Annotated in this window: 19 protein-coding genes; 7 read left to right on the top strand and 12 right to left on the bottom strand. The window is 61.2% G+C overall.

Features of this window, described 5'->3' with window-relative positions; genetic code table 11:
• The first annotated feature begins 121 nt into the window (after positions 1 to 121).
• From AEYBE204_RS22670 to AEYBE204_RS22655, 4 genes are all read left to right on the top strand, one after another.
• Positions 122 to 1,390 (top strand): type III PLP-dependent enzyme, encoded by a 1,269-nt coding sequence (locus AEYBE204_RS22670; protein WP_023460664.1) that lies wholly within the window; start codon positions 122 to 124, stop codon positions 1,388 to 1,390.
• Between the two features lie 147 nt (positions 1,391 to 1,537).
• Positions 1,538 to 2,590 carry a deoxyhypusine synthase gene (locus AEYBE204_RS22665; protein ID WP_023460663.1) on the top strand — a complete coding sequence of 351 codons (1,053 nt, stop codon included), beginning with the start codon at positions 1,538 to 1,540 and terminating at the stop codon, positions 2,588 to 2,590.
• A 448-nt stretch (positions 2,591 to 3,038) separates the two neighbouring features.
• Positions 3,039 to 3,818, top strand: a complete 780-nt coding sequence (locus tag AEYBE204_RS22660) for a hypothetical protein (RefSeq protein WP_023460662.1) — start codon at positions 3,039 to 3,041, stop codon at positions 3,816 to 3,818.
• A gap of 54 nt (positions 3,819 to 3,872) precedes the next feature.
• The gene (locus tag AEYBE204_RS22655; RefSeq protein WP_023460661.1) at positions 3,873 to 4,163 is read left to right on the top strand and encodes a hypothetical protein; all 291 of its coding nucleotides are present in this window, start codon (positions 3,873 to 3,875) and stop codon (positions 4,161 to 4,163) included.
• Here the strand turns inward: AEYBE204_RS22655 and AEYBE204_RS22650 are convergent.
• From AEYBE204_RS22650 to dapF, 5 genes are all read right to left on the bottom strand, one after another.
• Positions 4,160 to 4,801 carry a MarR family winged helix-turn-helix transcriptional regulator gene (locus AEYBE204_RS22650; protein WP_023460660.1) on the bottom strand — a complete coding sequence of 214 codons (642 nt, stop codon included), beginning with the start codon at positions 4,799 to 4,801 and terminating at the stop codon, positions 4,160 to 4,162. The two genes, AEYBE204_RS22655 and AEYBE204_RS22650, sit on opposite strands and share 4 nt — an antisense overlap.
• 88 nt (positions 4,802 to 4,889) lie before the next feature.
• Positions 4,890 to 5,573 carry an inner membrane-spanning protein YciB gene (locus tag AEYBE204_RS22645; protein ID WP_023460659.1) on the bottom strand — a complete coding sequence of 228 codons (684 nt, stop codon included), beginning with the start codon at positions 5,571 to 5,573 and terminating at the stop codon, positions 4,890 to 4,892.
• Positions 5,574 to 6,515 carry a signal recognition particle-docking protein FtsY gene (gene ftsY / locus AEYBE204_RS22640; protein WP_023460658.1) on the bottom strand — a complete coding sequence of 314 codons (942 nt, stop codon included), beginning with the start codon at positions 6,513 to 6,515 and terminating at the stop codon, positions 5,574 to 5,576.
• A 133-nt stretch (positions 6,516 to 6,648) separates the two neighbouring features.
• Entirely contained in the window at positions 6,649 to 7,959 is a 1,311-nt protein-coding gene (gene mtaB, locus AEYBE204_RS22635; RefSeq protein WP_023460657.1) for a tRNA (N(6)-L-threonylcarbamoyladenosine(37)-C(2))-methylthiotransferase MtaB, read from the bottom strand.
• Positions 7,959 to 8,792: a diaminopimelate epimerase gene (gene dapF, locus AEYBE204_RS22630; RefSeq protein ID WP_031229593.1), complete on the bottom strand. Its 834-nt coding sequence runs from the start codon at positions 8,790 to 8,792 to the stop codon at positions 7,959 to 7,961. Before dapF ends, mtaB begins: the two co-directional genes overlap by 1 nt.
• Before the next feature lie 229 nt (positions 8,793 to 9,021).
• On the opposite strand from dapF, the gene AEYBE204_RS22625 reads away from it, so the two are divergent.
• A complete protein-coding gene (locus tag AEYBE204_RS22625) occupies positions 9,022 to 9,312 on the top strand; it encodes a DUF1330 domain-containing protein (protein WP_023460655.1) in 291 nt (96 codons plus the stop codon).
• A gap of 191 nt (positions 9,313 to 9,503) precedes the next feature.
• On the opposite strand, the gene AEYBE204_RS22620 is transcribed toward AEYBE204_RS22625, so the two are convergent.
• The 5 genes from AEYBE204_RS22620 to AEYBE204_RS22600 form a co-directional block, all read right to left on the bottom strand.
• Positions 9,504 to 9,779 (bottom strand): ATP synthase F1 subunit epsilon, encoded by a 276-nt coding sequence (locus AEYBE204_RS22620; protein ID WP_023460654.1) that lies wholly within the window; start codon positions 9,777 to 9,779, stop codon positions 9,504 to 9,506.
• Positions 9,780 to 9,784: 5 nt separating this feature from the next.
• Positions 9,785 to 11,230, bottom strand: a complete 1,446-nt coding sequence (gene atpD / locus AEYBE204_RS22615) for a F0F1 ATP synthase subunit beta (protein ID WP_023460653.1) — start codon at positions 11,228 to 11,230, stop codon at positions 9,785 to 9,787.
• Between the two features lie 12 nt (positions 11,231 to 11,242).
• Positions 11,243 to 12,112, bottom strand: a complete 870-nt coding sequence (locus AEYBE204_RS22610) for a F0F1 ATP synthase subunit gamma (protein ID WP_031229591.1) — start codon at positions 12,110 to 12,112, stop codon at positions 11,243 to 11,245.
• 81 nt (positions 12,113 to 12,193) lie between these two features.
• The gene (atpA, locus tag AEYBE204_RS22605) at positions 12,194 to 13,726 is read right to left on the bottom strand and encodes a F0F1 ATP synthase subunit alpha (protein ID WP_023460651.1); all 1,533 of its coding nucleotides are present in this window, start codon (positions 13,724 to 13,726) and stop codon (positions 12,194 to 12,196) included.
• A 5-nt stretch (positions 13,727 to 13,731) separates the two neighbouring features.
• A complete protein-coding gene (locus AEYBE204_RS22600; RefSeq protein WP_023460650.1) occupies positions 13,732 to 14,286 on the bottom strand; it encodes a F0F1 ATP synthase subunit delta in 555 nt (184 codons plus the stop codon).
• A 316-nt stretch (positions 14,287 to 14,602) separates the two neighbouring features.
• On the opposite strand from AEYBE204_RS22600, the gene AEYBE204_RS22595 reads away from it, so the two are divergent.
• Together AEYBE204_RS22595 and AEYBE204_RS22590 are read left to right on the top strand one after the other, a co-directional pair.
• Entirely contained in the window at positions 14,603 to 15,415 is an 813-nt protein-coding gene (locus AEYBE204_RS22595) for a TerC family protein (RefSeq protein ID WP_023460649.1), read from the top strand.
• 114 nt (positions 15,416 to 15,529) lie between these two features.
• Positions 15,530 to 16,345 (top strand): hypothetical protein, encoded by an 816-nt coding sequence (locus AEYBE204_RS22590; protein ID WP_023460648.1) that lies wholly within the window; start codon positions 15,530 to 15,532, stop codon positions 16,343 to 16,345.
• On the opposite strand, the gene AEYBE204_RS22585 is transcribed toward AEYBE204_RS22590, so the two are convergent.
• On the bottom strand, positions 16,346 to 17,506 hold the full coding sequence (locus tag AEYBE204_RS22585; RefSeq protein ID WP_023460647.1) for a sterol desaturase family protein: 1,161 nt from the start codon (positions 17,504 to 17,506) through the stop codon (positions 16,346 to 16,348).
• 89 nt (positions 17,507 to 17,595) lie between these two features.
• The gene (locus tag AEYBE204_RS22580; protein WP_023460646.1) at positions 17,596 to 19,803 is read right to left on the bottom strand and encodes a primosomal protein N'; all 2,208 of its coding nucleotides are present in this window, start codon (positions 19,801 to 19,803) and stop codon (positions 17,596 to 17,598) included.
• Positions 19,804 to 19,828 lie beyond the last annotated feature (25 nt).

Raw genomic sequence — 19,828 nt, 5'->3', positions numbered from 1 at the left:
GACCCCGACACATAGGTTGGACACCCTGGGGCCTTGAGTTCAGTACGACTCTCGGCTGGGTATCCATGAAACGCTGCTAACGCCGGTCTGGGTTTAACTTTTATCTACGGGGTTTTGGATAGTGAAACACTACCAAACGGCCCTGGACCTGGTCCGCGAGCAGTCACCGGAAAAGCCCGTCGCCCTTGTGCGACGCGAGCCTGTTTCCGTCGCAGCGCAATGGTTCCAGCGCCACTTCAAAGGCGATGTCTTCTATGCCGTAAAGGCCAACCCTTCCGCGTGGGTCATTCAGACCCTGCTGGAAGCCGGTGTACGCTCGTTCGACGTGGCCTCGATCAACGAAGTCAAGCTGGTCAAGGGTATCGCGCCCGACGCGCGTCTGGCCTTCATGCACCCGGTCAAGTCGCGCCGCGCCATCGCCGAGGCCTATCATGATTTCGGCGTGAAGACCTTCAGCCTCGACACCCACGAAGAATTGCAGAAGATCCTCGACGCCACGGGCGGCGCGAAGGACCTGAACCTGATCGTGCGTCTGGCGACCTCCGGCGAAGGCTCGAACCTGCCCCTGACCAACAAGTTCGGCGCCCAGCCCTACGAAGCCCCGGCCCTGCTTTTGGCGGCGCGTCAGGCGACGCAGGACCGCATGGGCCTGTCGTTCCATGTCGGCTCTCAGTGCATGCGCCCGACGGCCTATGCCGCGGCCATGTCGGCGGCCTCACGCGCGCTGGTTCGCGCCGGGGTGCTGGCCGATATCGTCGATGTCGGCGGCGGCTTCCCGTCGGTCTATCCCGGCATGATCCCGCCGTCCCTGCCCGAATATATGGACGTCATCGACCGTGCCTTCGAAGAGATGAAGGTACACGAGACGACCGAACTGTGGGCCGAACCCGGCCGCTCGCTGGTGGCGGAATCGACCTCGATCCTGACCCGTGTCGAACTGCGCAAGGGCGACGCCCTCTATCTGAACGACGGCGCCTACGGCAATCTGTTCGACGCGACCCACGCCAAGTGGCCGTTCCCGGTGCGCCTGCATCGGGCAGAAGAGGGTGATGAGACCGAAGAACTGAAACCGTTCCGTTTCTACGGCCCGACCTGCGATTCCATCGACCACATGCCGGGGCCGTTCTGGCTGCCCGCCGATGTGGACGAAGGCGATTACGTCGAAATCGGTATGCTGGGGGCCTATGGCGTCGCCATGACCACCGGTTTCAACGGCTATGGCGAAAGCGAAACGGTCTTCCTCGACGAAGCGCCGATGGCCTCGCTGTTCGGTCTGGCCCCGCGCTCGCTCAACGTGCCACGCAACGCCTACGACGCCGTCGAAGAGAACAAGGTCGTCCGCCTCAACCGCCCGAAAGGCGGCAAGCGCGGCAAGAAGCGCTCGAAATAAGGTTTCTTATAAAACCTTGATTTGCCACGGCGGCGCTTATGTTCTATAGCGCCGCCGTTCTTTCTATTCCCGCCCCATCGCACCGTCTGGGGGATTACGGGCCCATGACGGGCGCTCACCCTTCTCCTATCTCAAAGGACTCAAGAGATGAACGCTGATACCCTCCAATCCAACCAGAAAGCCGCCCTGCTCCAGAACACCGTTGAGCACGTCGACATCACCTCGTACGACGCGCGTCCGATCATCGACTCGATGCGCAAGATGTCGTTCTCGTCGCGCGATACCGCGCGTGCCGCCGACATCTTCAACATGGCGCTGGAAGACCAGTCCTGCTCGCCGTGGCTAATCCTGGCCGGTTCGACCTCGGCCGGCGGCTGCATGCACGTCTATCGCGACATGGTGAAGTTCGGCATGATCGACGCCGTCGTCGCCACGGGCGCTTCGATCGTCGACATGGACTTCTTCGAAGCGCTCGGCTTCAAGCACTATCAGGCTGCCGGTCAGGTGGACGATAACGTCCTGCGCGACAACTATATCGACCGCATCTACGATACCTATATTGACGAAGAAGAGCTTCAGGCCTGCGACCACACGATCCTTGAGATCTGCAACCGCCTTGAGCCGCGCGGCTATTCCTCGCGTGAATTCATCTGGGAAATGGGCAAGTGGCTGTCGGAAGGCAATGCCAAGAAGCCGGGCTCGCTGATCCAGACCGCCTACGAAGAAGGCGTGCCGATCTTCTGCCCGGCCTTCGTCGACTCGTCCGCCGGTTTCGGTCTGGTCAAGCACCAGAAGGAGCGTATCGCCGCCAAGCAACCTTACCTGATGATCGACGCCGTGGCCGACTTCCGCGAACTGACCGACGTCAAGATCGCGGCGGGCACCACCGGCCTGTTCATGGTCGGCGGCGGCGTGCCGAAGAACTTCGCCCAGGACACCGTCGTCTGCGCCGAAATCCTCGGTGTCGAAGCCGACATGCACAAATATGCAGTGCAGATCACGGTCGCCGACGTGCGCGACGGCGCCTGCTCGTCTTCGACGCTCAAGGAAGCCGCCTCGTGGGGCAAGGTCTCGACCACCTATGAGCAGATGGTCTTCGCCGAAGCCACGACCGTCGTGCCGCTGATCGGATCGGACGCCTATCATCGCGGTGCGTGGAAGAGCCGTGAAAAGCGCAACTGGGCCAAGCTGTTTGCTTAATTTGCGCAATTTACGTAACGTATGAGTAAATAAGATTAATTCGCAGATGATTGAGACGAATTCGTACACTTATCGGTACAAAGTCACCATCGTCGGGAGCCTCAGGTAAAATAATCGAGATTTTTTTTATTTTACCTCTTCCCTTTTGCGAAATAACTCTTATTTAGACTTTATCGGTTACGGCTTATAGATGTTGAGTCGTTGACCCACAGTTCGTCGCCGGGATCATCCCCCCCCCTCGAATCCGGCGGCATGCGCGGCCCTCTCTGCCCCCCAGAGAGGGCCGTTTCTGTTTTTGCCATCGATCCGACTTTCATACTCCCCCAGCGTGCCGGGCAGACGGACGGGGCTCGCGTAAATATCCGGCCCCCCATCCTCACAGTCATCGTAACTTGCCAGTCGTCAAACGACCTGAGATAGTCGCGGGATTGAAACAGGTGGGGATCTTATGAAAGCGTGGATACTGGCGGGTGTAACCGCCCTGACAGCGCTCACCATGACCGTGCCGATACAGGCGCAGGCCCCCGTCACGCCGGAAGCACGCGAAGCCGCCCTGCTCAAGAAACACCGCGGCCTGGTCAAGCGCCGCAACGACGTCTTCACGATCTACAGCGACGGCGACAGGATCGGCGAACTCAGCGCCAGAACCTGCGCCAAGGTCCCCTGTCCCGCCAATGGGCCAGACAAGCGGTTTACCGGTGTCATGCGCCTGCGCGACGCCGAAGGCCGCGCCGATCTGCCGGTCATTACCTATGATGCGGTCGAAAACCGCGATCAGCTGATCATCGATCAGGACGGCACCGGCTATATGCTGGTCGACGGCGGTACAGCGTCGCCGGATGGCCGCTACATCGCCAGCCTGACGCCCGCCGCCAATGGCAACGGCTGGTATATCGTCGATTGGGCGACGAAAAAGGTCCATTATTTCCCTGTCAATTGCGACGAAGGCCAATGGGTCTCGAAAAAGCAACTCAGGCTGGTCTGTATCGATTTCATGCGCCGGGGCTTCATGACCTATGTCGAGGCCCGCGCCCTGCGCCTCAAGGACGGCAGCTGGATCCTGATGCAGGACCGCGCTGTTATGCAGGCGCTCAAAGCCGGGACCACCGATCAGCTGGAATGGGTGCCGCGCACCGATATCCCCTCTTTCATTCCCATCGCCGTGGTGTCGGAAAAAGCGTTCGCGCTGAAACCCTACGACGGCAAGGATTATAAACGCATCGAATAGATTCCTAATCCGCCGTTAACTAAATAAATACCTGATTCGGCGACATATAGGGTCATGACCACGCCGATCCCCTCTTCCCTGTCGCAGATGATTCTGGGCCGCCCAGCACAAGCCACGGGCGCGACCGCCAAGCCTGCGTCTACCGACACAGCCACGCGGTTCAACGGCGCGCTGTCGGCGCAGAAAGCCTTCTTCCGTCAGGCTGCGGGCAATGTGGAGCAGGCTGCGCCCAAGCCCGCAGGGGTCACGCCCGCGACCTTCAAGGCCGCCGATATCGCGCAAGGCCTCAAGCCGGAGGAGGCGCAACTGATGCGCCCCGGCAGCCTTTTGAATATTCGGGTCTAAGCTTTTTCGGTTTCAGTTACGGCGGCAGTTTCTTCGACCGCACCATTATCCAGTTCAGGGAACGGCAGAGGCCCGTCCGAGAACGAATGCTTGCTCTTCTTGCCAGCCTTCTTGTGCTTCTTCTTTTTATCGCCCTTCTTGTCGGCCTTGACCTTCTTGGCGACGGTCTCGTCGTCGGAGGCCTCTTCGCGTACGGCGGCGATCTTGCGCAGCAGCTTGATGAAGCTGTCGCGCTTGGGTGGCGACAGGAGGCTCAGGATACGCTCGTCGGCGGCCTCGACCTTGGGCTGGATATCGCGCAGCACCATGCGGCCTTCGGTCGACAGGCGGACCAGATTGGCGCGGGCATCGGCGGCGGAGCGTTCGCGCTCCAGCCACCCCTTGGTGATCAGACGCGCTACCATATCGGCGAGCGTCGAGCGGTCGATGCCGGTCGCCTTGACGAGGTCGGTCTGGGTCAGGCCCTCCGCCGAGTCCACCGCCAGCAGCAGCGCGTACTGACGCTGGGTCAGGGCGTTGTCGCCGGTTTCTTCGGTATAGATATCGAGCGCGATCTGAAGGACACGATGCAGCAGATGCGACGGCGAATTTTCTAACAACTCGGACCCCTGAAAATGGTTACGCTTATGCTTTTTCATGCACCGCCTCCCGGATGGAATGCGCGCATATAAGCATTATAATATCACAGTTTCGCGACAAATCCATCCGCGTACTGACGGACAACCATCAGGTGGCGGAAGACTTGCTGTCTTCCACAATATTCTTCATCAGGAATGGCGTCAGGATAAGGGTCAGAAGCACCGGCCCGCCGAACATCGAGCCCAGCTTCCACGTCACCCACAGATCGTCCGACTGCGTCCGCCAGATGACCTCGTTGGCCACAGCCATAACCCCGTAAAAGGCTACCCAGATCCAGGTCAGGGTCGGCCACGCCGTCTCGCGCAGGTTCAGGGCGCTGCCGAGCAGGCTTTTGAGCGGGTATTTTTTCATCAGCGCGGCTATGCCCAGAATACCGCCGATAAGGACATTGACCACGGTGACCTTGACCTTGATGAAGACCGGATCGTGGAAAAAGATGGTCATCAGACCCATCGGAATGGCGAACAGGGTCGCCACCAGCGGAATCCACGCGATACGCTTTTCGATGATAAGGGCTGCGATCAGGGCGATAATCGACACCGCGATCAACACATCCGTCGCATAGATCATCGGGGCGGTCGCGTCAGTCCCGCCGATCCCGAGTTTCTTGAAAATGAAAAAGCTGGCGGCAAACCCGACGACCGGGCCAAAGTCGATGGCCGACTTGACCCAGTTGGTCGCGGCCGGTTCCGGTGCATCGGGCACGATGACTTCGGGAATGGCCTCGGCTTGGGCTTCGGTGATCTCGATCTTGGGTTTCGGGTCGCTCATTTACTCACCTAAAGGTTCAAGGCCGACCATAGAGCGGGCGAATTCGCGCGCGCGGAACGGCTGAAGGTCTTCGATATCCTCGCCGACACCGATCAGCTTGATGGGCGCGTCCGAGGCCTTGGCGATCGGCACCAGAATGCCGCCGCGCGCCGTGCCGTCCAGCTTGGTCATAACGAGGCCCGACACGAAGGCCTGACGGCCGAAAATCTGTTCCTGCGCCAGCGCGTTGCGACCCACCGTGGCGTCGAGCACCAGCAGGGTCTCGTGCGGCGCGCCGTCGATGACCTTCTTGATGACGCGGACGATTTTGAGCAACTCGTCCATCAGTTGCTGTTTGTTTTGCAGACGGCCTGCCGTGTCGATCAGCACGACGTCGTAGCCCTCTTCCTTGGCGCGCACACAGGCATCGTAGGCCAGTCCCGCCGCATCGGCGCCGGTCTTGCGGCCCATAAAGTCGGCCTTGGCGCGCTCGGCCCAGACCTTGAGCTGTTCGACGGCGGCGGCGCGGAAGGTGTCGCCCGCGACGATCAGAACCTTGGCCCCGCGCGCCGTCAGAGACGCCGCGATCTTCCCTAACGTCGTCGTCTTGCCGGAGCCGTTAACGCCGACGAACAGAACGATATTGGGCTTGGGGCCCGACAGCGGATCGAAGCCCTCTTCACGGCCCCTCAGCTCGTCGGCAATGGCCGCGGCCAAGGCTTCTTTGACGGCATTGGGGTCGTTATCGGCGAACTTGCGCTCGGCCATCTTGGCGGCGATGGTCGCCGAAATCTGCGGACCGAAATCGCTCTCGATCAGCATGTCTTCAAGCTCTTCGAGCGCCGCCGCGTCCAGCGCTTTATTGGCGACGAAGACGCTCGTCACCTGCTCGGTCAGTTGTTGAGAGGTCTTCGACAGGCCCTGAGTCAGGCGCGAAAACCAGCCGGGTTTCTTCTCGGTCATAACCGTCCTAGTCAAACCCCCTCTCCCCCACGGGGAGAGGGTTGGGGTGAGGGGGCCGCTGTGAGTGGGTTTCCCCCTCACCCGGCCAAGACTAACGTCTTTGTCCACCCTCTCCCCAAAGGGGCGAGGGAAGTTAAGCTATTGCCGCAAGCGCGCGCTTACCGTCATGGCCCGTAATGCGTAAGGACGCAAGACCACCAATCGTCGCCGCCCCCTCGAACAGCACTTCGGTAAAGTCCGCCGCGCGGGCAAAGCCGTCCTTTTCGACGACCGCCGAAATCTCACGTCCGACCTGACGATCGAGGTGCCGCACCAGCGCCTCACCCGCCTTGGCGCGCAGACGCGCGGCGCGGTCCTTGATCAGCGGACGCGGCAGTTGCGGGATTTTCGCCGCCGGGGTCTGAGGGCGTGGGCTGTACGGAAAGACGTGCAGAAACGCCAGATCGCATTCATCGACCAGCGCCACCGAATTGGCAAAGTGTTCCTCGGTTTCGGTCGGGAACCCGGCGATCATATCGGCCCCGAAGGCCACGTCCGGGCGCAGGGCCCGCACCTGCTGCACCAGCTTGATGGCATCGGCGCGCAGGTGGCGGCGCTTCATGCGCTTGAGGATCAGGTCGTCCCCGTGTTGCAGGCTGAGATGCAGATAAGGCGCCAGACGCTCTTCATCGGCAAACAGCCGCATCAGACTGTCGTCGATTTCCGCCGCATCGATCGACGAGAGACGCAGACGTTTGAGGTCCGGCACGTGCTTCAGGATACGCCCGACCAGGTTGCCCAGTTGCGGCGTCCCCGGCAGGTCGTTGCCCCACGAGGTCAGATCGACCCCGGTCAGGACCACCTCGTTATAACCTTCATCGACCAGACGCGAAATCTGCCCCACCACGTCGCCCGCCGCCGCCGAGCGCGAATTGCCGCGGCCATAGGGGATGATGCAGAAGGTGCAGCGGTGGTCGCAACCGTTCTGCACCTCGACATAGGCGCGGGCGCGATCCTTGAGCCCGTCGATCAGGTGCCCGGCGGTTTCACGCACCGAGAAGATGTCGTTGACGGCGATGCGGGCCGAGTCCGGCGTCAGGGCATAGGCCCCGGCGGTCGATTTATCGCCATTGCCGATGATGAAATCGACCTCGCTCATAGTGGCGAAGGTGTCGGGATCGGTTTGCGCCGCACAGCCGGTGACGATCAGTTTGGCGTCCGGGTTTTCCTTGCGCGCCCGGCGGATGGCCTGACGCGCCTGACGCACGGCCTCGCCCGTCACGGCGCAGGTATTGAAGATGATCGCACCGTCGAGGCCGTCATTGGCCGCCGTCTTGCGGATCAGTTCGGACTCGTACGAATTCAAACGGCAGCCGAAGGTGACCACCTCGACGCCGTTTTGCAGGCCGACGGGCGTTTCCGGCGCTTCCGCCAGAACCTCTTCGTGCGCGTGATCGTGAGCCACTACAGCGCGCCCTCGAATTCGACCTCGACCGGGCCGGTCATGATGACGTGATCATCGGAACGCCACAGAATATGCAGCGGCCCGCCGTCCATGATGACATTGGCATGGCGATCGGTCAGGCCGCGCCGCGCGCAGGCGACCAATGTGGCGCAAGCTCCAGTACCGCAGGCCTTAGTAATGCCCGCGCCGCGCTCCCACACCCGCATGCGGATGGTGTTGCGGTCGATCACCTGCGCGAACTCGACATTGACGCCTTCGGGGAACAGCGGGTGGTTCTCGATCAGGCTGCCGGTGCGCTCGACATCGACGGTGGAGACATCGTCAACAAAGAACACGACGTGCGGGTTGCCCATCGAGACGGCGCACGGCGTGTGATAGAGCGGCGCGTCGATGGGGCCGACCTGAAGCTCCAGCCGTTCGGTGTTCATTTCTTCTGAGAGCGGAATCTGCGTCCAGTCAAGGCGCGGCTTACCCATATCGACCGAAGCGATGCCGGTCTTCGCGTCGCGCTCCAGCACCCGTGCGGTCGTCTTGCCGCCCAGTGTGTCGATTTTCAGCTCAGTATCGGGCTGGTCCTGATCGAGATACCAGGCCACGCAGCGCAAGGCATTGCCGCAGGTCTCGACCGTGCCACCGTCGGAATTCCACACGCGCATGAAGGCGTCGCCTTCGGGCGAGGCTTCGATGGCGATCAACTGATCGAAACCGACGCCAGATGCACGATTACCCCACGCACGGATCTGCTCCGCGGCGGGTTGGAAACTCCGGGTCCGGGCATCAACGACAATGAAATCATTGCCGAGGCCGTTCATCTTGAGAAAAGGTGTACTCATTTGGGGCCTATATAGTCGCAAATGGCGTCGAACTGTAGGCTTTTGTGCAAATTCTTGCTAACCGACACATATGCTTCCCAAATACTCCCCCGCTTGCGGGGGAGGTGGCGTTTGAGCTTTAGCGAAAACGACGGAGGGGGGCCTTTCCGGCTGTAAGGCCCCCCTCTCCCGCCTGACGGCGGTATCTCCCCCACAAGTGGGGGAGTATTAGCAACAGGAGAATGCTCATATGCCCAAAGCTTACATCATCGCTCAGGCCAAGGTCAGCGATCCCGAATCCTACGCCAAGTACGGCGCAGGGACCAAGGCCCCGGCCGAAGCCTTCAACATGACGCCGCTGGCACGTGGCGGGCGTTCGGAAGTGCTGGAAGGTCAGGGCTTTCCGCGCGTCGTGATCCTTGAGTTCCCGTCCTATGAGGCGGCGCTCGGCTATTATAACTCGCCGGACTATCAGGCCGCCCGCGAACACCGCCTCAACGCGGCTGAGTTCAACATGGTTCTGGTCGAAGGCGTGGAGTAAGGACTTCCCCTCGCCCCTTCGGGGAGAGGGTGGCGCAAAGACGATAGTCTTTGGGCCGGGTGAGGGGGAAATCCCACGCTCGGTGTTGCCCCCTCACCTCAACCCTCTCCCCAAAGGGGCGAGGGGGAAAACAAAAACCCCCACCGGAGCAATCCAGCGGGGGTTTAATTTGAGCCGTCAGAAACCGATCCTTAGTGGACCGTTTCGACATATTCCTCGGCGCTTTCGGCCAGAATGGTCATGCCCTCGGCGTTCACGTCGGCAAAGCCGCCGCGCACCTGATACATGCGCTTCTTGTCACCGTCGAGGATGGTTACCATACCTTCGGCCAGCGTCGTCATGAACGGCGCATGATTGACCAGCACGCCGAATTCGCCTTCGGAACCCGGTGCGATCACCTGATCGACGTCACCGGAAAAGAGTTCCTTTTCCGGTGTCACCAGAGAGACGTGGAGCTTCTCGGCCATGATGATTAGGCCTCACCCGCCAGGCGCTCGGCCTTGGCGATGGCTTCCTCGATGCCGCCGACCATGTAGAAGGCCGCTTCGGGGAGGTGGTCGTAGTCGCCGTTGCAAAGGCCCTTGAAGCCCTTGATGGTGTCTTCGATCTTCATCAGAACGCCCGGCGTGCCGGTGAAGATTTCGGCGACGTGGAACGGCTGCGACAGGAAGCGCTGGATCTTACGGGCGCGGGCCACGACCAGCTTGTCTTCTTCCGACAGTTCGTCCATGCCGAGGATGGCGATGATGTCCTTCAGCGACTTGTACTGCTGGAGGATTTGCTGGACCTGGTTGGCGGTGTTGTAGTGCTCTTCGCCGACGATGCGCGGATCGAGGATACGCGAGGTCGAGTCGAGCGGGTCAACGGCCGGATAGATGCCCTGTTCGGCGATCGAACGCGACAGAACCGTCGTGGCGTCGAGGTGGGCGAACGAAGCGGCCGGAGCCGGATCGGTCAGGTCGTCGGCGGGCACGTACACAGCCTGAACCGAGGTGATCGAACCCTTGTTGGTCGAGGTGATGCGCTCTTGCAGCTTGCCCATTTCGGTCGCCAGCGTCGGCTGATAGCCCACCGCCGACGGGATACGGCCCAGCAGAGCGGACACTTCCGAACCGGCCTGCGTGAAGCGGAAGATGTTGTCGACGAAGAACAGAACGTCCTTGCCTTCGACGTCGCGGAAATATTCGGCCTGAGCCAGACCGGTCAGGGCGACGCGGGCGCGGGCACCCGGCGGCTCGTTCATCTGACCGTAAACCAGCGTACAGCGCGACGCGCCGCCACCGCCGTGTTCGTTCACCTTCGACTCGATCATTTCGTGATAGAGGTCGTTGCCTTCGCGGGTACGCTCACCGACACCGGCGAACACCGAATAGCCGCCGTAGGCCTTGGCGATGTTGTTGATCAGTTCCTGAATGGTCACGGTCTTGCCGACGCCGGCACCGCCGAACAGGCCGATCTTACCACCCTTGGCGTACGGGCAGATCAGGTCGATGACCTTGATGCCGGTGACGAGGATTTCAGCCGAGGTGGCCTGGTCCGCAAACGCCGGAGCATCGGCGTGGATCGGGTTGAAGAATTGCGTTTCGATCGGACCGGCTTCGTCGATCGGCTCGCCGATGACGTTGATGATGCGACCAAGCGTCGCCGGGCCGACCGGAACGGTGATCGGGGCGCCGAGGTCGGTCACTTCCTGACCGCGGACGAGGCCTTCGGTGGCGTCCATGGCGATGGTGCGCACGGCGTTTTCGCCGAGGTGCTGCGCCACTTCGAGGACGAGGCGCGAACCCGAAGCCGTGTTGACGGTTTCCAGAGCGTTGAGGATGGCGGGCAGGTTCGAGTCGAATTCGACGTCGACAACGGCACCGATAACCTGGGTGACGCGGCCCTTATTGGCCGTAATCGTTTGATGGGCGGACATTTTCAATAATCCTTAGATGGCTTCGGCACCGGCGATGATCTCGATCAGTTCGGTCGTGATCTGCGCCTGGCGTTTACGGTTGTATTTCAGGTTCATGGCTTTGATCATTTCGCCCGCGTTGCGCGTGGCGTTGTCCATCGCGCTCATCTGGGCGGCATAGAAGCCCGCGTTGTTTTCCAGAAGGCTGGCCAGAATCTGAACCGTCAGATTGCGCGGCAGCAGCGTTTCGAGAATCTCTTCTTCCGACGGCTCGTACTCATAGACCGCGCCGCCCGAAGTTTCCTCGGTGCTGGCTTCGATCTGGGCCGGGATCAGTTGCTTCGCGGTCGGCACCTGAGAGATGACCGAACGGAACTGGCTGTAGAACAGGGTTACGACATCGGCCTGACCGTTGTCGAACGCCGTGAAGATGGCGTCGGCGATCGGCTGCGCGACATCGAGGTTCAGCGTCTTGGCCAGTTCGAACGAACCGGTGATGCGGTCGGCATACTGACGCTTGAGCTGATCGAGGCCCTTGCGGCCCACGGTCAGCACCTTGACGGTCTTGCCTTCGGCGATCAGCTCGCGGATGTGTTCGCGCGCCGCGCGGACGATCGAGGAGTTGAACCCGCCGGCCAGACCGCGATCGGCGGTGGCGACGACGACCAGATGGTTCTGCGTCGAGCCGGTCCCGGCCAGCAGCTTCGGTGCGGCATCGCCCGACACGCCACGCGCCAGATTGGCGATGACCGAGGCCATGCGCTTGGCGTAGGGGCGTGCGTTCTCAGCCGCGTCCTGAGCCCGCTTGAGCTTGGCGGCGGCGACCATCTGCATGGCCTTGGTGATCTTCTGCGTGGCTTTCACGCTGGCGATCTGAACGCGCATGTCCTTAAGACTTGCCATGAATAGTCCCTATAAATCGGGGCCTTGCCCCTCCGGCCAGCAAGCTGACCCCTCCCCCGCTGTCGCAGGGGAGGTTGTTTATTAAGCGAAGTTGGCGGCGAAGTCCGTGACGATGGCCTTCAATTGCTCTTCCAGCTCCGGCGACAGGGCTTTCTTGTCGCGGATGGCGGCCAGCAGTTCGACGTGCTTGCCACGCAGGAGGCTGAGGAATTCGCGCTCGAAACGACCGACTTCGTTGACGGCGACCTTATCGAGGTAACCGCGCGTACCGGCGTAGATCACCGCAACCTGCTCTTCGACCTTCAGCGGCGAATATTGCGGTTGCTTCAGCAGTTCCGTCAGACGCGCACCGCGGGCCAGCAGGCGCTGCGTGGCGGCGTCGAGGTCCGAACCGAACTTGGCGAAGGCGGCCATTTCGCGATACTGGGCAAGGTCGCCCTTGATCGAACCGGCAACCTGCTTCATCGCCTTGATCTGGGCGGCCGAGCCGACGCGCGACACCGACAGGCCGACGTTCACGGCGGGGCGGATGCCCTGATAGAACAGGTCGGTTTCAAGGAAGATCTGGCCGTCGGTGATCGAGATCACGTTGGTCGGGATGTAGGCCGACACGTCGTTGGCCTGGGTTTCGATGATCGGCAGAGCGGTCAGCGAGCCCGAACCATTGTCTTCGTTCAGCTTCGCGGCGCGTTCCAGCAGACGCGAATGGAGATAGAAAACGTCGCCCGGATAGGCTTCGCGGCCCGGCGGACGGCGCAGCAGCAGCGACATCTGACGATAGGCGACGGCTTGCTTCGACAGATCGTCATAGATGATCAGGCCGTGCATGCCGTTGTCGCGGAAGAACTCGCCCATGGCGCAACCGGCGAACGGTGCCAGGAATTGCAGCGGGGCGGGCTCGGACGCCGTGGCGGCGACGACGATGGTGTATTCCAGCGCGCCGTTTTCTTCCAGTGCCTTGACGATCTGGGCGACGGTCGAACGCTTCTGGCCGATGGCGACGTAGATGCAGTACAGCTTGGCCGACTCGTCCGAACCGGCGTTAGCGGCCTTCTGGTTCAGGATGGCGTCGATGGCGACGGCGGTCTTACCGGTCTGACGGTCACCGATGATCAGTTCGCGCTGGCCGCGGCCGACGGGGATCAGGGTGTCGATGGCCTTGATGCCGGTCTGCACGGGCTCGTGCACCGACTTGCGCGGGATGATGCCGGGGGCCTTGACGTCGACGCGGCGGAATTCGGTCACTTCGATCGGACCCTTGCCGTCGATGGGCTCGCCCAGCGGGTTGACGACGCGGCCGAGAAGGCCCTTGCCGACCGGCACCTGCACGATTTCACCGAGGCGGCGGACTTCGTCGCCTTCGCGGACTTCGCGGTCTTCGCCGAAGATAACGACGCCGACATTGTCCTTTTCGAGGTTCAGGGCCATGCCCTTGACGCCCGCCTTGGGGAAGGAGACCATTTCACCGGCCTGAACCTTGTCGAGGCCGTGAACGCGGGCGATACCGTCGCCGACCGACAGAACGGAACCTACGTCCGAAACGTCGGCTTCTTCACCGAAACCGGCGATTTGAGCTTTGAGGATGGCCGAGATTTCGGCAGCACGAATGTCCATGAGTCTTACGCTCTCTTAAGGGCGAATTTGAGGGAGTCGAGTTTAGTCTTGAGCGACGCGTCGAACAGACGCGAGCCCACGCGGACCTTAAGCCCGCCGAGCAGGGACGGATCAACCGACTGGCTGATCACGGCGTCACGGCCCAGCGCAGTGCGCAGGGCCGCCTGAAGATCGGCCACCTGGGCTTCGGAAAGCGTGGTGGCGGAGGCAACGACCGCCGAAACGATGCCCTTGCGGGCGTCATGCAGGCGGTTAAACGCGGTGATGAAACCGAAAACCTGAGACAGGCGGCCATTCTGCGCGATCAGGCCCAGCGCCTTGATCGTCAGGGCGTTCGGCGCGGCCTTTTCCAGAACGGCGGTCAGGCCCTTCAGCTTGTCGGCTGAGGTGAAGGCGTGCGAGGTCACCAGACGGCGCAGGTCCTTGCTCTCGATCAGCAAAGCCTTAAGAGTTACCAGATCGGCATGGACGGCGTCGATAGAACCAGCGGTAACGGCCAGTTCGAACACGGCCTTGGCGTAACGGGCGCCGACCTCTGTTTCTGTAAAAATATCGCTCACGGCAGGTTCCGGCAAAAGAAATAATTGGAATGGGCGCAGCCTGACAGGCGCACACATACAAGGCGCCAAGCTTTTAAAGCCGCGCGCCTCTTAGCATGGGGTCTCCCGCATCGCAACCAACCAAACGGCATTTTTCAATTTTCTGTGACCGGACGAGATCATAGATGATTTTCAGATTTTTCCGCCTATCTGCAATGGTTGCCCGAAAAATGGGCCTAGCGCCTTATGCAAACGATTTTCCTGTTATGCGACTGATTGTGCTTTAACGGGGTTGCCCTATGTATAGCGCACCCTATTGCTTTCAGAGACATATCCTATGGACCTTGTGGCCCTTTTTTCCGATCCCGCCGTCTGGGCGGCCCTTGTCACCCTCATCGTGATGGAGGTCGTGCTCGGCATCGACAACCTCGTCTTCATTTCGATCCTGTCGAACAAGCTGCCGGAGAAAGACCGCCAGAAGACCCGCCGCCTCGGTATCGGTCTGGCCCTGATCATGCGTCTGGGTCTGCTGCTGACCATCGGCTGGATCATCGGCCTGAAGGCCGAGGTGTTCAATCTGGGCCTTATCGGGCCGCTGGGCGAACACGGTGAGCCGATGTTCGAGACCTCGTTCTCGTGGAAAGACCTGATCCTGATCGCCGGCGGCCTGTTCCTCGTCTGGAAGGCGACCAAGGAAATCCACCATACGGTTGATCCTGCGCCGACGCATGACGTGATGGACGCCAAGAACGCCACCATCAACAATGCCGGCGCCGCCATCGTTCAAATCATCCTGCTCGACCTCGTCTTCTCGGTCGACTCGATCCTGACCGCCGTCGGCATGACCGACCACGTCCCCGTCATGATGGTCGCCGTCGTCGTCGCGGTTCTGGTCATGCTGCTGGCGTCGGACCCGCTGGCCAACTTCATCGAAAAGAACCCGACCGTCGTCATGCTGGCGCTCGGCTTCCTTTTGATGATCGGCACCGTGCTGATCGCCGAAGGCTTCGGCGTCCACGTCCCCAAGGGCTATATCTACGCCGCCATGGCCTTCTCGGCACTGGTCGAGGGCCTGAACATGCTCTCGCGCGCCAGCCAGAAGAAGAAGGCGGCCCAAGGCGCTGAAAAGCACCCCGATTCTCATATCTAAGGCAAACACGGTTTGCTTTTGCAACGCCTCCGGTTTTCCGGAGGCGTTTTGCGTTTCAGATTCGGTTAAGCCTGTTCTGTTACCATCCCGACACACAGCAGAAGGCTGAGGACCATGGACATCAGAACGACCTTCATGCCGTCGCTGACGACGGGCGGCATGGCCGAAAAACTCAAGGCGCTCAAGGCCGAGAAACTCAGCGCTCAGAAACAGGCGATGGACGATGTCCGCGATGTGCCGCGCAAGGTGCGCGACGATACCCGCGCCCGCGCCAAGGAAAAGCTGATGCAGCTTTTCGAGCGCATGAAGATCATCAAAAAGCTGGGCGAAAACGACCCTAAGATGATGGCCAAACTGCTGGCGCAGGCGATGAAAGAGCTGAAAGCCATCGTCAAGGAATATGTCAGGGCGGGCGGCAATTCGAGCGATGTGTCGGGCTATGCCGCCGCGCAGGTCACCGCCAGTACGCCCGTCCCGGACGAGACGAAGGACGTCGAGGCTGAAGCCTCCGACGCCGTGAGCGAGGTCGAGACCACGTCGGAAGACGTGCCCACGGAAGCGGTCGAAGGCGACACCGCGGTTGAAGCCACCGCCGAAACCTCGGAAACCGCCGAAAAACCCCAGACACCGCTTGAGGCGAAAACCGCCGCCGAAGCCTATGTGAAAACCGAGCGCGACCGGGCTCAGGGCGAACTGATGGAGGTCGGCGAGTTCATGCGGCTGGTGCGCGGCTTCATGAAAGCCACCAAGGAACTGCTCGAAACCGCCAAGATCAAGCTGACCTTTCAAAAAGTCGGCAAGGATACGGTCGAGGATTTCCGCAGTTCTTACGAGGACATGAAGGACATCGAGGAAGAATTCGAAGACCTCAGCAAGGGCCTCGACGATGAACGCGCGGTCTTCGGCCCGAAATCGGTGCTTTACGCCTGATCATTCCGCCGGTTCGGGCACGGGCTTCTTTTCCCGCTGCAACGGGTAGATGAATTGCGCCCACCAGCCCTTGGGCACCGGATGACCGCCGATACCATAGCCTGACGGCCACTGCCCTTTCGGCAGATAATAGGTGCCAAACAGCCGGTCTATCCACGGAAAATGCACGGCGAAATTCACGTCGATGGCTTCTTTTTCGATGCCGTGGTGCCAGTGATGGAAGCGCGGCGTCACGAAGAACAGGGAGATCCCCTCGTCCTTGAAGCGCAGATTGGCGTGGACATAGGCCGAAACAAGATAGACGAAGAATATGTAGCCGTAGAGCGCGCTCTGATCGAAGCCCAGCGCATAGAGCGGAATGATCGTCACACCGCGCAGGAGCAGGATTTCAAACAGGTGCATCCGCGAACCGGCCATCCAGTCCATGGCTTGCGCCGAATGGTGGACGGCGTGAAAGCGCCACAGGAATGGCACCTGATGGAACAGGCGATGAAAGCCGTACTGCATGAAATCGGCGATCAGCATCAGCTCGACGAATTGCACGATATAGGGCTGGGCGGCGACCGCATCCCGCAATGACTGCCACAGCGCGGCGTGTTTCAGAATCGCCATGGTCGGGGCCAGAGAGATGAAGGCCATGATCTGGATCAGCAGGCTGGAGATCAGGAAATAGAGCAGGTCTTCGCGCCATTCGTAGCGAAACAGCGGCTGCGGCTTGTCGCCGCTGAACAGCTTTTCCAGCGGCACGAACAACAGGCCCTTGAGCAGCAGATTGAGGATAAACCAGTCGACGCCGAAATTGATGCCTTCGCCGGGAATGGTCTGGGCACCGATCGCGCCCAGGGTCGTCGTCATAAGCACGAAGGCGACGGCGCTGAACCCCAGAATCTTGTTCCGACGCAGGACCAGATTGACGCAGGCCAGCGCGAACGCAGCGAGCGCCAGAGCCTGAACCCCCAGCATATAATAAGGGCTGGCGTGGACGGCTTCGAGATCTTCGACCGAAAACCACGCCGGATACTGATGCGCCAGCAGCAACAACAGGGCCGATCCGCCCAGCACCAGCGCCAGCACGCCGCTCAGCCAGCCGGACCCGAAAACGCGCGCTTCGGCCGCGGCCTCAAGGTCGTTGCGGATCGCCAGACGCAGCTTGGTTATCATGGAAATGCCCCTCGGTTTCACATCGAGACATAGCCAATATTACCTAACGTCAGGTTTAGGCGGGCGCACGCATGACGATTATTTTGCCGTCACAGAAAACTATACGGCTCAATATCGGTCACCACGCGGACCGCATTCGGCGTCTTCACGCTTTTCAGCCACGCGGTCATGAACCCTTGCAGGTCGCGATTGCGGTCGGCGCGGACCAGAAACCGCTTGCGCCACATGCCGCGCACAAGGCTCAACGGCGCATCGGCAGGGCCATAGACGTCGATACCTTCCGTGTTCGGAATCGCCAGCGATAGTTCGCGCCCGAAGCGGTTAAGCAGAGCATTGTCCTTAGCCGACAGGATCACCGCCGCCAGCCGCCCGAACGGCGGAAACTGCGCGATTTCGCGGCTCATCTGTTCGTAGGCGTAAAAGGCCTCGCGGTCCTGCGCCTTGAGCGCCTGCATGACCGGATGCTCCGGCGAATAGGTTTGCAGCACCGCCCGTCCGGCCTTTTCCGCGCGACCGGCACGGCCCGTTGCCTGCGCCAATAATTGGAACGTCCGCTCCGCCGCGCGCAAATCGCCGCCCTTGAGGCCGAGATCGGCATCGACAATCCCGACGAGGGTCAGGTTGAGAAAATTATGCCCCTTGGCCGCCGCCTGCGTGGCGATCAGGATATCGGTTTCGTGGTCCTCGACTCGCTTGATCAGGGCCGCCGACGAGTCCGCATCAGGCGTGGTGTCGGACGAGAATATTTCCGCCCGCGCCGCCGGGAAGCGCTCGCGCACCTCTTCCAGAATGCGCTCGACCCCCGGTCCGATCGAGGTCAGGCTGTCCAGCGCGCCGCAATGCGGGCAGCGGTCGGGCTTTTTCATCGAGAAACCGGTCAGGTGACAGACCAGCCGCCCGGTCGCCCGGTGTTCGACCAGCCAGCTATCGGTCTTCGGCGAAGTCATCCGCTCACCGCACGCCCGACACAGGACCAGTGGCGCATAGCCCCGGCGATTGAGGAACAGCAGGACCTGTTCGCGCCGCGCCAAGGTCGCCTCGATCTCCTTCACCAATGGATCGGACAGCCACCATTTGTCGCCGGTCGGCCCGGCTTCGGGCGCGTGGGCCTTCATATCGATCAGGTCGATATCCGGCAGTTGCGCCGTGCCGTGGCGCTGCTCCAGCCGCACCCAGGCATAGCGGCCTTTTTGGGCATTGGTCAGGGTTTCCAGCGACGGCGTCGCCGAGGCCATGACGACCATGAAGCCTTCCTGATGGGCGCGCATGACGGCGAGGTCGCGCGCCTGATAGCGCACGCCTTCTTCCTGTTTGAACGAGCCGTCGTGCTCTTCGTCGATGACGATCAGCTTCAGATTGGCATAGGGCAGGAACAGAGCCGAACGGGCGCCGACGATCAGCCGGGCCTCACCGCGCGCCACGCCTTCCCATATACGGCGGCGCTGGCTGGGCGAAATGGCCGAATGCCATTGCACCGGATCGACGCCGAAGCGGCGCTTCAGACGTCCCATAACCGCCGTGGTCAGGGCGATTTCCGGCAGCAGGATCATCACCTGAGCGGTAGGATCGTCGCGTAACGCCCGTGCCACGGTTTCCAGATAGACCTCGGTCTTGCCGGACCCGGTCACTCCGTCCAACAAAACAGGTGAAAAGACCTGTCTGTCCCACTCCATTTCCAGCAGACGATCCGCCGCCGCCTGATCGCCGTTCAGCGTCGGTGCCATGAAATCCGGATCGGGCGCATCGAAACCCTGCGCGGTAAATTCGACGCGCGTCAGATAGCCTTTTTTCTCCAGAGTCTGCACCACGCCGACGGTCACCCCGGCGGCTTGGGCCAGTTCAGCGGCGCTCATGGCCAAGACGGCGACCTCAAGCACACGCATCTGCTTCGGCGTCAGCTTGACGGGTTCGGCCTCGGTGCGGACAAAGCCGTGTTTGACCTGAGCTTTCGGGGTTTTCAGCGCCTGTAAACAGCCCTTGAGGAACGTCCCCGGCGCGGTCAGGGTCCAGCCCGCCGCCCACAGCCAGAAGCGCAGGGATGCCGGGGGCACCGGTTCATCGTCGATCTTCGCCGCAATCGGTTTGAGCTTGAATTCGGTCTCGACCGTGTCCGAAATCTCGGTCACCAGCCCGCGAATTTTCGCGTGCCCAAGCGGCACCCAGACGTGGTCACCGACACTGAGCATCATATCGTCCGGCAATGCATAATCGAGCGGCGTGTCCATCGGTGCCAGCACAGCCACCTTCGTGCACCGCATCGGACGCGTCATTTCAGCGGTGGTGAACAGGGCATCCATAAGAATTTACGTATTAACCATAGAT

The sequence above is a fragment of the Asticcacaulis sp. YBE204 genome (assembly GCF_000495855.1).
Classification (GTDB): Bacteria; Pseudomonadota; Alphaproteobacteria; order Caulobacterales; family Caulobacteraceae; genus Asticcacaulis.
The sequence above is the reverse complement of the archived record's forward strand: the minus strand, read 5'-3'. Positions and strand labels throughout refer to the sequence as shown.

Coding starts and splice junctions, on each gene's coding strand:
- AEYBE204_RS22665 (WP_023460663.1), top strand. CDS start 1,538: ATGAACGCTGATACCCTCCAATCCAACCAGAAAGCCGCCCTGCTCCAG.
- AEYBE204_RS22660 (WP_023460662.1), top strand. CDS start 3,039: ATGAAAGCGTGGATACTGGCGGGTGTAACCGCCCTGACAGCGCTCACC.
- AEYBE204_RS22655 (WP_023460661.1), top strand. CDS start 3,873: ATGACCACGCCGATCCCCTCTTCCCTGTCGCAGATGATTCTGGGCCGC.
- AEYBE204_RS22650 (WP_023460660.1), bottom strand. CDS start 4,801: ATGAAAAAGCATAAGCGTAACCATTTTCAGGGGTCCGAGTTGTTAGAA.
- AEYBE204_RS22645 (WP_023460659.1), bottom strand. CDS start 5,573: ATGAGCGACCCGAAACCCAAGATCGAGATCACCGAAGCCCAAGCCGAG.
- ftsY (WP_023460658.1), bottom strand. CDS start 6,515: ATGACCGAGAAGAAACCCGGCTGGTTTTCGCGCCTGACTCAGGGCCTG.
- dapF (WP_031229593.1), bottom strand. CDS start 8,792: ATGAGTACACCTTTTCTCAAGATGAACGGCCTCGGCAATGATTTCATT.
- AEYBE204_RS22625 (WP_023460655.1), top strand. CDS start 9,022: ATGCCCAAAGCTTACATCATCGCTCAGGCCAAGGTCAGCGATCCCGAA.
- AEYBE204_RS22620 (WP_023460654.1), bottom strand. CDS start 9,779: ATGGCCGAGAAGCTCCACGTCTCTCTGGTGACACCGGAAAAGGAACTC.
- atpD (WP_023460653.1), bottom strand. CDS start 11,230: ATGTCCGCCCATCAAACGATTACGGCCAATAAGGGCCGCGTCACCCAG.
- AEYBE204_RS22610 (WP_031229591.1), bottom strand. CDS start 12,112: ATGGCAAGTCTTAAGGACATGCGCGTTCAGATCGCCAGCGTGAAAGCC.
- atpA (WP_023460651.1), bottom strand. CDS start 13,726: ATGGACATTCGTGCTGCCGAAATCTCGGCCATCCTCAAAGCTCAAATC.
- AEYBE204_RS22595 (WP_023460649.1), top strand. CDS start 14,603: ATGGACCTTGTGGCCCTTTTTTCCGATCCCGCCGTCTGGGCGGCCCTT.
- AEYBE204_RS22590 (WP_023460648.1), top strand. CDS start 15,530: ATGGACATCAGAACGACCTTCATGCCGTCGCTGACGACGGGCGGCATG.
- AEYBE204_RS22585 (WP_023460647.1), bottom strand. CDS start 17,506: ATGATAACCAAGCTGCGTCTGGCGATCCGCAACGACCTTGAGGCCGCG.
- AEYBE204_RS22580 (WP_023460646.1), bottom strand. CDS start 19,803: ATGGATGCCCTGTTCACCACCGCTGAAATGACGCGTCCGATGCGGTGC.